Raw genomic sequence first — 11,282 nt, forward strand, 5'->3', positions numbered from 1 at the left:
GGTTTCACCTCCTGTAAAGTACTTGTGAGATAACTTCTACAGGTATTCCGTCAAAAGAAATGGGCAAGATCCGTACTTTCATTAAAAATTCCGCACGTGTTTTTTGAGTTCCGGGTCCTGCCTGAGCGTTTCGTAGATCCTCTTGACCTTCCTCTGGATAACCCGCTCATTCCGGCTTTTCATCCTTGCGTAGTTTGCGGCGGAGTGGTGCTCCAGGATCACATACTGGAAGATCTCCTGCTCTTCCTTACTGAACGTACTAACGATCTCAAGTATCCGGTCAAAGGCAGTGCCCTGGGTCTCGTTTAAATTCCAAAGGTCAAAAAGGGCGGAGGACTTGTCGCTGCAGCCTTCTTCTTCATCGGAGGACAAGATCCGGTCTAGGGAATCAATCCAGTTCTTTGGGAAGGCTTCCTTTGCGGCTTCGCCGACATAGTCAGTGGAAGGTGCGTAGCCGTGTTCATTAAGAAATGCCGTGATGAAATCCGTTTTCCAGGTCTCGATCATTTCCTTTTCTTCGGTGTCGCGGTTTGGCCTTCTTGCTTTTAAGTTGTAGTAAACTTCTGAATCCTCGATTGAGTAAAGCGCCTTAATGTCTTCTTCATTGACTCCGTCCTGGCCTGGGATGATTTCGAATTCCTCGATGAAATCAACTTCTCGATTGTCTATCCACGTTCTCATCGGGAATTTATAGGTGTAGGTAGAACGCTTCTTCTGGTCAGTTTTTCTAAGCTGGTCAGACTTATTTTCTGCATGGACATATACTCTTTTACCTTTCATCGTGTTTCCTCCAGTCCATCCCGAACCGAAAGAAGCATGGCAAAAAGAGCATGGCAGGCCTCTTCGGAACGAGATATTACGTTTCGATACGGCCAGCCATGCTCGTAGGCTGGGTTACTTTAATTTTGTTTCTCACCTCTGCTCGAGCCACCTCTGCATGCCTGGGTGAACAGGTGTGAGAAAGAGGCTTTTACCGTCATCCTCAGGACAAAAACAAAAAAACCGGCAGGCAGTTATCTCTAAGCAAAAGGGAAAACTTCCTATTGCTTTTGATATCTGTCTGCCGGATTCTTCACGGTGCTCTGCGTGATTACGCTGCCGAGTTCAATACTTCGTGCAAACTTGTGATGCAGCCAGGCTCTTCGCGGTTCTCTGCCGGGTTCAGCTCAGATGCTGCAACAATCCCAATATTATTTTTTCAGATGGGCGGGTGATTTGGTGGAATGCCTAAGAATCTCAACCGTTACTTTTCCATCCATGACTTCATAGTTAAGTAGGGCCCCGCATTTCGGGCAGGACGTTTCCGTGTTTGTCCCGTCGCCGGAACGCCCCAGCTTATACCCGCATTCGGGGCAGGTGGTGAAGAGCTTCATTGTAATCAATCCCCCAATCTGTTCAATTTATGTTTTTTAACACGTTTACAGCGATGCCCTGGATAATGCAGTGCTCAACATAGATGTCATTCATCTCTTTATTTTCTGGATGAAGGCGGATGAGCTTTTTCTCAGGCTCCGGATAAAAACGTTTTAAGGTTGCATCTTCATCGATCAGAGCAACAACAATCTGCCCAGGCTCTGCTGCGTTTTGCTTTTTGATGAGAACAAGATCGCCGTTATTGATTCCAGCATCAATCATAGAATTGCCTTTTGCGTGAAGCAGAAAGAAATCGCCTTTGCCGAAAAGGGAAACCGGTAAGGGGATATATTTTTCGATATTGCCTTCAGCGTACTTCGGGATGCCGCAGGCAATGCTTCCAAGAAGCGGGACTAACACAGTGGACTCTTTTTCTTCTTTCATTTTCGGTGTTATGATTCCCCGATGTCCTTTATATTCGATCTTGCCTTCTTTGCGAAGGTCCTGCAGGTAGCGGGAGACCGTAGCAGTAGAAACACCTGTTCCTGCTGCGATGATCCGGTTTGTTGGAGAAACTCCATGCTCTTCCCGGTAGTCATCGATGAAGGAAAGTAAGGTTTTGTAGTACTCCTGGCTCTTTAACTTCAACTCTTGTCCTCCTTTCTTAGCGTAAGAATAAGTACCTTGCATCTACTATTATACGAACAAGCGTTCAGTCGTCAATATGGTAATTTTGCTATTCGGAAAACTGTCACTTTTTCCTTACACTTGAGAAGATGTTGGGTAGATGGGCAGAAAAGGGTAGAAGCAAGTGCCTGAAAATCGCATCTTTATATAGTCCGCAAAATATAGACGCATTGTCGTGAAATTGCGACAGTTTATGTTTGCGGCCTCAGCTTTATGCTGATATACTATTATTTATTGAGTATGCATAAGAAACCGGAGGAGCCCAGATGCCAAACGGGAACAGACAGAAAATCAAGCTGCTGAAGCTCATGGAGATGCTTTACCAACAGACCGATGAAGAGCATCCGCTTTCGACCAGCCAGTTAATGAAAAGACTGAATGATCTTGGAATTAGCTGTGACCGCAGGACCCTTGGTAACGACATCGCGACCCTGAACGAGTACGGCTACGAGGTCTTAAGCTGCTACGTGGGCCACGAGAAGGGCTACTACGTCGTCGACCGGACCTTTACCGTCCCGGAGCTGAAGATCCTGATCGATGCGGTCCAGGCCGCAGGCTTCATCACAGAGAAGAAGACAAAAGAATTCGTGGACAAGATCGCAAGTCTTGGAGGAAGCCACCGAGCCGAGATTCTGAAAGGCAATATGGTCTGCTTCAACACAACGAAGCATTCCAACGAAGAGATCTACTACAACATCTCCGAACTCGAAAATGCGCTTCTTCATAAGAAGAAAGCCTCCTTCTATTACTTCGACCGGGACGAAAAGGGGCAGAAAGTCTACCGGCAGAACAAAGAGCGCTACATCGAAAATCCGATGGCTCTGATTTACAACAACGATCGCTATTACCTGATGTGCTATTCCTTCAAACATAACGGGATCTGCAACTATCGGATCGACCGGATGGAGCACGTCAACACAGAAAATGAAGACGTCGCTCCGGAAGCCATCATGGAGTCAGGTGACATCGGAGAATACACCGAGCAGGTCTTCAAGATGTACGGCGGCAAGGCCGAAGACCTCGTCCTGGAGTTTGATGACAAGCTGATCGGCGTGGTGCAGGATAAGTTCGGCGAAGGCACAAAGATGATCCGGACAGCCCCGGGAAAATGCACGGCTTCGATCAAAGTCCAGATCTCACCGACCTTCTGGGGCTGGCTCTTTCAGTTCGTCGGCCAGATGAAGATCCTGTCGCCGGAAACTTTGATGGAAGAGTACCGGCAGCGGGCGAAGATGGTAACTCAGGAATAAGAAAGGAATAGTATGGGATTGTTTGATTTCTTAAAGAAGAAAACAACGCCGACAGATGGAGTAGAGCAGGCTGAATCCGTGCCTGACGTTTCGAATAAGGCCAAGATACCGGAAGCCGGTCATAAAATTGCGCCGTCCGTCCCGGAGAAAGAGAAGAAATACTATCTGCCAGATGACTACTATACATATGTCATCCATGAGGGCACAGCTTTCGAGCGCCGGGTAGTTACATTCGAGGAAAGAAAGAAAACATGCATTCCGTCAGAGAGGGGCCTGTATGTAGCGGAGATCTTGCTGCTCTTCTACTGCTCTAAGGGAAAGTATCCTCATCCGAAGGACGGCTACCCCGGCTTCTGGTGGTTCAAATATGGTATCCGTGACGTAGGGAAGGCACTTGAGAGCCTGGAAGACCGCGGCTTTATCGAGTTTGGGACTGCTGCTGATGCAGCCGCATCTTTAAAAGTAGTTGAGCTTAAGGAACTGTTGTCAGATGCAGGACTGCCTAAGACCGGAAAGAAAGCAGATCTGGTGAAGCGTGTGGCTGAGAATATTCCTGAAGAAAAGATCCTCGCAGCCGGGGCTGAGCAGAAGTATCATCTTACGAAACTCGGTGAAGAGGAGCTTGAAGACAACGCCTATGTCCCTTATATGCATAACAACCGCAATACTACTGTGGAAGGGATTAACGGAGCTTACGCGGAATTTAACGTCTGGTCCATAAACCGCATCCTAGGCAGAGGTGATAAGAGCAACTGGAGAGCAGTTGTGGACGACGAGGAAAGAAAGTCAATCGAGGAAGCGCACCGCAGATATATGAAGAATCTGTTTGATGAAGAAGATGGAGAGCTAATAGATGACAGCGAGATAAAAGCCCAGGAAGTTCAGCTTGCCAAAGTACAGCATGCTGCAAAGCAGTATGAGAAAGACGGGGATCTCGACTCCTACATTGCCTTCTGGGAAGACATCTGGAAAGAAGGCGGGCCGAAGTTCGAAGGCAAGATGTGGATGTTTACGCTGCCGGATCTGTATATAAAGGCCGGACGCTACGAAGATGCCTTGGCCTTGGTGATGAAGATCAAGGAAACCAGAGGGGCATATTACTGGGATAAGGCAGATTACTATGTTAAGAAGATCGAAGGGCTGATTGAGAAAAGTGCGAGGAATCGGTGATAGCCGTTTTGTCAAGTATCGAGGATACTTCTGGAAACCAAGCAATAATCTTGTTATAATAAGTACTTAGCATTTATATATTGGATATAAATGCAATATTTGATATCCATAGAACCAATGCTGCCGAAAGGAGTTGTTCATGGAAGAAGAAATACCACGACGTCTATTATTAATCAATTAGCACCGGTTCTAGAAGAAGCAAGAGAACAGTTCTTGCTTCTATGACAAAAGAATAAAGTGTATTTCACATACGTTGCTAAAGCAGGAGAATTTTCTGTATCAGTGTTTAATAAACTAGTTGCGGAAAATATATTAAAAAAACATGAATGGTAGGGTGAGCTTTTATGGGAGAATTTATTAATGGTGAGTGTTTGGAAGAAATGAAGAAACTTCCGGACAATAGCATTGATTTTATCTTTACCTCGCCACCATACGCAGATCAGGTAAAAGATTATGGCATTACTGGGAAAAACGTAAAAATCAAACCATCAAAATTTGATGACTGGTTTCTACCAAGGGCAAAAGAAATGTATCGTATTCTTAAGCCTACTGGAAGCTTTGTCTTGAATATTAATGATAAACTTGATGGTAAATACCAGAGCTTATTTGTCTTTAAGTTGGTGATTTTACTGTCAGAGAATGTAGGGTTTCATCTCGTCAGAGATTATATTTGGTACAATCCTGCAACTCCTCCGAATGTGTTTTCAAGAGGAACTATGGGGCGTACTAAGAAGTCCCATGAGTATTGTTTTTGGTTCAGTAAATCAGATTCATGGACATTTAACATGGATTCAATTAGAAAACCATACAGCAGCAGGATGGAAGAATTGTTTGGAAAATTAGATCGTGGTACGAGAGAAGCAAACACCAGGCCATCTCGTCATAGCTTTGATCTTTCTCACCCATGGAAGGATAAAGGAGGCGCAGATCCAGGAAGTGTACTTACTATTAGTAATACGAGCAGTAATGATACGTTTCATCGTCTTTGTAAACAATTTGGTGTATCCCATCCTGCGCGTTTCCCGATGAAACTTGTTGAATTCTTTGTTAAGGCAGGAACCAACGAGGGCGATGTTGTGCTGGATCCTTTTGGTGGCTCCGGAACAACAGCTATCGTTGCAGAAAAGCTAGGACGAGATTTTAAGTATATCGAAATTAATCCTGACTATTGTGAGATGGCAAAGAAGTGGCATCGTGTGGAATTTCATTGTAATGAAGTGTGGAGACATAATCTTGATCAATTTATCAAGACAGTGTTACCGCAGTGTAAGTGGAGATTACTTCCATTTGCTTTTATTTATGATCTTTACGAAGCATGGTTTCCTACAGTTCTGTTGTATGAAAAGCCACAGACGAAAAAAGTATTTTATGAAAGACTGAAGAACAGGCTGACAGATGACGCTATATGGAAAATACCTGACGGATATATTACAGCGAGTTCTGATAATATGACACTTCCGGAGCCTCTGATTCTTAAGTATAACTTAAAAAATTGGATGAACAAGGATTATAAAGGTGATGATCCCATTTTGATCTGCAGTCCAAAGCTAAAAACTAGATATAAGGGAATTGTGAGGAAAGATAATGAAGAGGCTGAACCAGAGCACACTGCATGAATTGTTTCTGCATGATATAGGAGGATATGCAGTAAATGTTGAAGACAACGGAAAAAAACCTATTCGGATGTATCTTTCTTATCCGTTTAATCATGAGATAAGGGCCTATATCTTTAACTGCACAGCCCCACCTGGTGGGAGATCGATTGATGAGTGGAAAGTTCAGTTGATCATTGATGGGCAGAAACGTGGGGAGCGTGGCAGATTTGATGATTCGAATGGCGATACAATCTTAATTATTGGGTATGCCTGTGTGCTGTCAGATCCGGCAAAAGGTCTTTGGGTACTTTTTGAATTAGATAAACACCGGGAATTTGCATATTCTGCCAATATCCAGATTTATACCAGGCAACTTGTTCGTGCGTTGGATGATGGACTATTTATTCATAGGAAACACAATAAAGAGATAGTTGTGATCTCGACGAGAGAGCGACTTCCTGAGGCCTTGCAGAAACGTTTTGATATTGATTTGGAAATTATTTTGGAGAAAGCAAATGGGACTTCGGAAAATTAATTTCAGACCGGATTACAATAAGGCCGATAATGATATAGCTGAGGAGTTTTATATTCCAGCTATGAAAAATGCATTAAATTATGACCGTATTTCTGGGTATTTTGGAAGTACAGTTTATATCATTGCCTGGAATGCGTTGCAGGAATTTGTTGAGCATGGTGGTAAGATGAGAATCATCTGCTCTCCAATAATATCTGAGAAGGATAAAGCCGCTATGACAGAGGGTTATTCTGCGAAGAATGATGTGATTTTGCAGCAGAAACTTGACGCGGAGATGGACAGATTATTTGCTGATTCTAAGCTTGAAAAGCCCGCAAGAATTCTTGCGTGTTTGATTGCGGAAAATATTCTGGATATCAAAGTTGCTGTACCAGAATCAGGTCTTGAGCCAGATCTTCAAAGATTGTTTCATGATAAAGTCGGGATCTTTACTGATGAAAATGGAGATTCTGTCGGATTTAGAGGATCCATGAATGAAACCTTCCAAGGACTTTCGGATGACGGAAACCTTGAGTCTATTGATGTGTTTCCAAGCTGGCTTGATAAACGGGACGCCTTTCGTGTTGAAAGTGCAATATCATATTTTGAAGAGCTTTGGAATGGTACACAGTCGAAGGCGAGAGTGTATTCGTTTCCAGAGGCTCTTAGGAAAAAATTAATTGAAAAAAGCAACGGGTACGATTGGCGAGAATTAACAAAGGAAATTTCCATGACCATTTCTTTATCACGAAAATGGGTTTCTGATAAGAAACATAGTACAAAGAAACCAAGAGAACATCAGGTTAAGGCCCTTGAGAATTGGGTTAAAAATAATCGGAGAGGTATTTTGGAGCATGCGACTGGTTCTGGAAAGACATATACGGCGATATGTGCTATTCGTGATGCTTTAGACCGCGGTCAGACTGTTCTTGTACTCGTTCCGTCGAGGGAGCTTCTACATCAATGGAAAGACGAAATTAGTCAGAACATTACAGACATAAAGCTGGATTTTTTGCTTTGTGGAGATGGTAATAGTACTTGGCGCACAGAGAATCTCCTTACTCTTTGGACTCGTCCAAACAGGATTCTTAACAAGATTGCAATAGCAATCATGGACACTGCATCAGACGAGAAATTTGTTAGTCGTGTTGTATCCGGACCTCACTTGCTGTTGGTCGCAGATGAGGTGCATCGTGTCGGTAGCAGGAAGAGACGTAATATCTTAAAAATTGATGCTGGAGAAAGGCTTGGACTCTCTGCGACACCTGTGCGTTACGGTGACCCGGAGGGGACTGAAGCTGTCTTTGAGTATTTTGGGGGCATTATTGCGCCTGTATTTACACTCGAAGATGCTATTAAGTCAGGTGTTTTGACAAAATATTATTACTACCCCCAGAAGGTACATTTGCTTCCGGACGAACAAGATAAATGGTGTAGCATTACGAAAGAAATTAATCGATTGATGGCGATATTACGCTCTAAGAATGTTCCTTTCAAAGAAATGATATCGACGAGTCCAAAGCTTCAGATGTTGCTGATCAATCGGTCTAGGATAGTAAAACAAGCAGCAAATAAAGTAAATCTTGCTTTGGATGTTATAAACAAACATTATGAACCAGGCCAGAAATGGATTGTTTATTGTGACAATAAAGAGCAACTATTAGATGTACTGGAACTACTGCTTATGCATGGGTATGATGCCTATGAATATTATTCAGAGATGAGGGGCGATCGTGTTCAGACGTTAAAATACTTCGAGAGCAACGGCGGAATTCTAGTTTCTATCCGATGCCTTGATGAAGGAGTGGATATTCCTTCTACGACGCATGCGCTTATTCTTGCATCTTCAAAGAATCCGAGAGAGTTCATCCAGCGTCGCGGTAGAATATTAAGAAGATATCCGGGCAAGTATTTCGCTGAACTTTTCGATGCCATAGTAATGCCTGAAAAATCATTGGATGGCGAGGAGGATAGTAGTTCCATTATTGCTGGAGAGATTTCAAGAGCTATTCAGTTTGGCAAATGGGCTGAAAATCCGAGCTGTATTGCAGAGCTTAAGATCATCGCTCGTGAATATGGTATCGATTATGATGAGTTAAAGAATGGAGGGTTAGAAGACGATGAGGAAGAATCTTGATGAGCTACTTGCTACACTAGAAGCAGTCCGTAGTACAAAGTATCCGGATGTTCCAAAGGAATTGGTAAGGAAAATTGCTATTACGCAGTATTCGAATCAGGATGATCGTGGGAAAGCAAGGACTGAGACGATGAACATTGTGGCCGATTATGTGAATAAAATTAAAACGGAGGATTGAAATGTTACATTTTCAGAAAATGATATTAAAGAACTTCGGCCCTTATGAAGGTACTCAAACTATTGATTTTACCGATAGATCTGGAGTAACTATTTTTTGGGGCAATAATGGCCGTGGTAAGACAACGTTGTTGAATGCATTTAGATATGCTCTGTTTGGTGTTGTACAGAGGCGAAGTGGCCCACTTAAAAACCTTTCTGAGATGGAAAACATTGAAGCTGCCAGTGAAGGCGAACATGGTTTTTCCGTAGCTTTGGAAATGACGAATGATAGTGATCGTTATCGCCTCGTCCGTGAACTCAAGCTTCGTGACGGTGTAACAAATCCTGGTGGAGAAATGGATTATGAAAAATCTTTATTTCTTTCAAAGAATGGTTCCATAATGTCGCAAGATGCAATGAAGCATGAGCTGAATCTTATTATGCCAGAACAGGTATCGCGTTTTTTCCTGTTCGATGCAGAGCTCCTTCAGGAGTATGAAGAGCTTCTTGAAGAAAATACTGCGGACGGAGATCAAATTAAGAATGCAATTGAAAAGATTCTTGGGGTTCCAGTTCTTCAGAACGGTGTGTCTGATTTGGATTTCTGCGCTGAAAAGTATGATAAGCAGGTTGCGAGAGCTGCAAGGGCTAACGATAAGACGAGACAGCTAGGCAGTGAGCTTGAATCAAAGACGGCAAATATCGAGCAGCATAAAACTAACATTGAAACAATGGAAACAAAACTTTCTACGTATCTTGCAGAGAAAACTCGTATCGAGGGCCGGTTAAAGGAAACGGAAGCTCTTTCGGGGTGGATATCACAGAAGCGACAAGATGAAAATTCAATGAAAAAAGCTGAGAGTGAGCTTGCTGATACCATGGCTGGCATTCGGAATTATACGAAGGTCGCCTGGAAGGGTATGATGCTTAGTACGATTAGAGATCTTCGTGAAAAAGTCCAGGGTGAGATTAAAGAACTTGAATCCAAGAAGCAGAAGAAGTCCGTTGCGACGCATTTTATCATGGAGATGAGAAAGGCGGTTGCTGACCGTATATGCCCGGTATGCGGACAAGATATTTCTGGGGATGTGCTGAAGCATCTTGAGGACGAAATTAAAACGCAGACATCGGAATATGCAGGTCTGACGGAAGAACAGTCTCAACACTTATATGACCTTCAGGCAGCCCTATCTGCTATGCGTGGATTGACTGAAGATGTTGTTGATGTAAAGCAAAGTATTGATATGTTGGAAAACCAGGCTGAAAAATTGCAAATTGACATAAGTAAATATAAAGCCGACATAAAAGAAATGAATGAGCATATTTCGAGGTATGGTATCTCAGAAGGGGAGGATGGCATATTGGCCCTGAACAAAAAATATTCTGAGATTGAGAAGAATATTACAGATATCCGTACGGGTCTTGCTGCTGAGAGAGAAAAACTTCAGAAAGATAAAAACGATAAGGATGGTCTCACGAAGGCACTTGAAAAGCAGTCGGGGAGTTCAATGCTTATGACAGCCAAGAAGAGATATAAAGTGTGTCATGATCTTTTCGCAATCTTTGATGAGAGCAAAGCGAAGTACAGAGAACAGCTTAAGAAGAATGTTGAAAAAGATGCGTCTGATTTGTTCGTGCATCTTACCGCCGATCCGGATTATGTTGCTCTGAAAATAAATGAGAACTATGGGCTACAAATTCAGCATCGTTCTGGAAGACTTGTACCTGGAAGATCATCTGGCTATGAGCATATCGTAGCATTGTCACTTATCGGAGCGCTTCATAAGAATGCGCCGCTTCGTGGACCGATCATTATGGATTCTCCGTTTGGTCGTATGGACAAACAGAATTCTGCAAATATTGTTCATGAACTCCCGAAGATGGCGGAACAGTCTATGTTGCTTGCGTATAACGGAGAAATTGATCCGGATGTTGCAAGAAATCAGCTTGGTACGCATCTTTTGCATGAATACCATCTTGAACGTATAACGTCAATGCACACAGAAATTAAGTAAAGAGGTAATTATGGCAGATAATAGTAAAGATGATTTGACAAATATTTCTCTATCGAAAAGAGCAACGGATATCGCAAATCAGATGAAAGATTCAGGAGAATTTGTTGATGCTTTGTCGGCTGCAAAGTTTGCTATGGCGTATGTAATAAAGTACTACAAAGATGAGATAGATACACCTGAGAAAGTAGAAAAACTCGATTCGGTATATGATTCCGCTGGCAATCATTATAATGTTGGCTCCGTGGATCCTGATCATTATATTTCGAAACTGTTTGAAGTCCTTTATCCTGTATGTTCGACACCATATCGATATGCAAGAGTGATTATGTGTCTTGGTCTTTCTAAGCTCGGAGATCTTGCGGACGAGAATCATCTGTTCCCAATTGGAAAAACAATGTGAGG

The 11,282-nt window shown here is 42.9% G+C and carries 9 protein-coding genes; 7 read left to right on the top strand and 2 right to left on the bottom strand.

The features are described 5' to 3' along the window. Window positions 1-81: 81 nt before the first annotated feature. Both ACI77B_RS08020 and lexA read right to left on the bottom strand, forming a co-directional pair. A complete protein-coding gene (locus tag ACI77B_RS08020; RefSeq protein WP_409336332.1) occupies window positions 82-780 on the bottom strand; it encodes a hypothetical protein in 699 nt (232 codons plus the stop codon). Between the two features lie 615 nt (window positions 781-1,395). Beyond that, window positions 1,396-2,001, bottom strand: coding sequence for a transcriptional repressor LexA (lexA, locus tag ACI77B_RS08025; protein WP_409336333.1), 606 nt, complete (start codon window positions 1,999-2,001; stop codon window positions 1,396-1,398). A 305-nt stretch (window positions 2,002-2,306) separates the two neighbouring features. Between lexA and ACI77B_RS08030 the strand changes: the two genes are divergently transcribed. From ACI77B_RS08030 to ACI77B_RS08060, 7 genes are all read left to right on the top strand, one after another. After that, window positions 2,307-3,290 carry a helix-turn-helix transcriptional regulator gene (locus ACI77B_RS08030; protein ID WP_409336334.1) on the top strand — a complete coding sequence of 328 codons (984 nt, stop codon included), beginning with the start codon at window positions 2,307-2,309 and terminating at the stop codon, window positions 3,288-3,290. Between the two features lie 12 nt (window positions 3,291-3,302). After that, entirely contained in the window at window positions 3,303-4,460 is a 1,158-nt protein-coding gene (locus ACI77B_RS08035) for an SAP domain-containing protein (RefSeq protein ID WP_409336335.1), read from the top strand. Between the two features lie 344 nt (window positions 4,461-4,804). Then, window positions 4,805-6,076 (top strand): DNA-methyltransferase, encoded by a 1,272-nt coding sequence (locus ACI77B_RS08040; protein ID WP_409336336.1) that lies wholly within the window; start codon window positions 4,805-4,807, stop codon window positions 6,074-6,076. Next, a complete protein-coding gene (locus ACI77B_RS08045) occupies window positions 6,045-6,590 on the top strand; it encodes a hypothetical protein (protein WP_409336337.1) in 546 nt (181 codons plus the stop codon). Before ACI77B_RS08040 ends, ACI77B_RS08045 begins: the two co-directional genes overlap by 32 nt. Continuing rightward, window positions 6,571-8,706 (top strand): DEAD/DEAH box helicase family protein, encoded by a 2,136-nt coding sequence (locus ACI77B_RS08050; RefSeq protein ID WP_409336338.1) that lies wholly within the window; start codon window positions 6,571-6,573, stop codon window positions 8,704-8,706. The genes ACI77B_RS08045 and ACI77B_RS08050 overlap by 20 nt, the downstream gene beginning before the upstream one ends. A gap of 179 nt (window positions 8,707-8,885) precedes the next feature. Continuing rightward, a complete protein-coding gene (locus tag ACI77B_RS08055) occupies window positions 8,886-10,880 on the top strand; it encodes an AAA family ATPase (protein ID WP_409336339.1) in 1,995 nt (664 codons plus the stop codon). Window positions 10,881-10,890: 10 nt separating this feature from the next. Beyond that, window positions 10,891-11,280 carry a hypothetical protein gene (locus ACI77B_RS08060; RefSeq protein WP_409336340.1) on the top strand — a complete coding sequence of 130 codons (390 nt, stop codon included), beginning with the start codon at window positions 10,891-10,893 and terminating at the stop codon, window positions 11,278-11,280. The last annotated feature ends 2 nt before the right edge of the window (window positions 11,281-11,282 follow it).

It is taken from the genome of Eubacterium sp. F2, assembly GCF_046244355.1.
In the GTDB taxonomy this organism is placed as follows: Bacteria; Bacillota; Clostridia; order Peptostreptococcales; family Anaerovoracaceae; genus Aminicella.

Excerpts from the sequence above, each read along its gene's own strand:
- ACI77B_RS08020 (WP_409336332.1), bottom strand. The coding sequence starts at position 780 with ATGAAAGGTAAAAGAGTATATGTCCATGCAGAAAATAAGTCTGACCAG.
- ACI77B_RS08030 (WP_409336334.1), top strand. The coding sequence starts at position 2,307 with ATGCCAAACGGGAACAGACAGAAAATCAAGCTGCTGAAGCTCATGGAG.
- ACI77B_RS08035 (WP_409336335.1), top strand. The coding sequence starts at position 3,303 with ATGGGATTGTTTGATTTCTTAAAGAAGAAAACAACGCCGACAGATGGA.
- ACI77B_RS08040 (WP_409336336.1), top strand. The coding sequence starts at position 4,805 with ATGGGAGAATTTATTAATGGTGAGTGTTTGGAAGAAATGAAGAAACTT.
- ACI77B_RS08045 (WP_409336337.1), top strand. The coding sequence starts at position 6,045 with ATGAAGAGGCTGAACCAGAGCACACTGCATGAATTGTTTCTGCATGAT.
- ACI77B_RS08050 (WP_409336338.1), top strand. The coding sequence starts at position 6,571 with ATGGGACTTCGGAAAATTAATTTCAGACCGGATTACAATAAGGCCGAT.
- ACI77B_RS08055 (WP_409336339.1), top strand. The coding sequence starts at position 8,886 with ATGTTACATTTTCAGAAAATGATATTAAAGAACTTCGGCCCTTATGAA.
- ACI77B_RS08060 (WP_409336340.1), top strand. The coding sequence starts at position 10,891 with ATGGCAGATAATAGTAAAGATGATTTGACAAATATTTCTCTATCGAAA.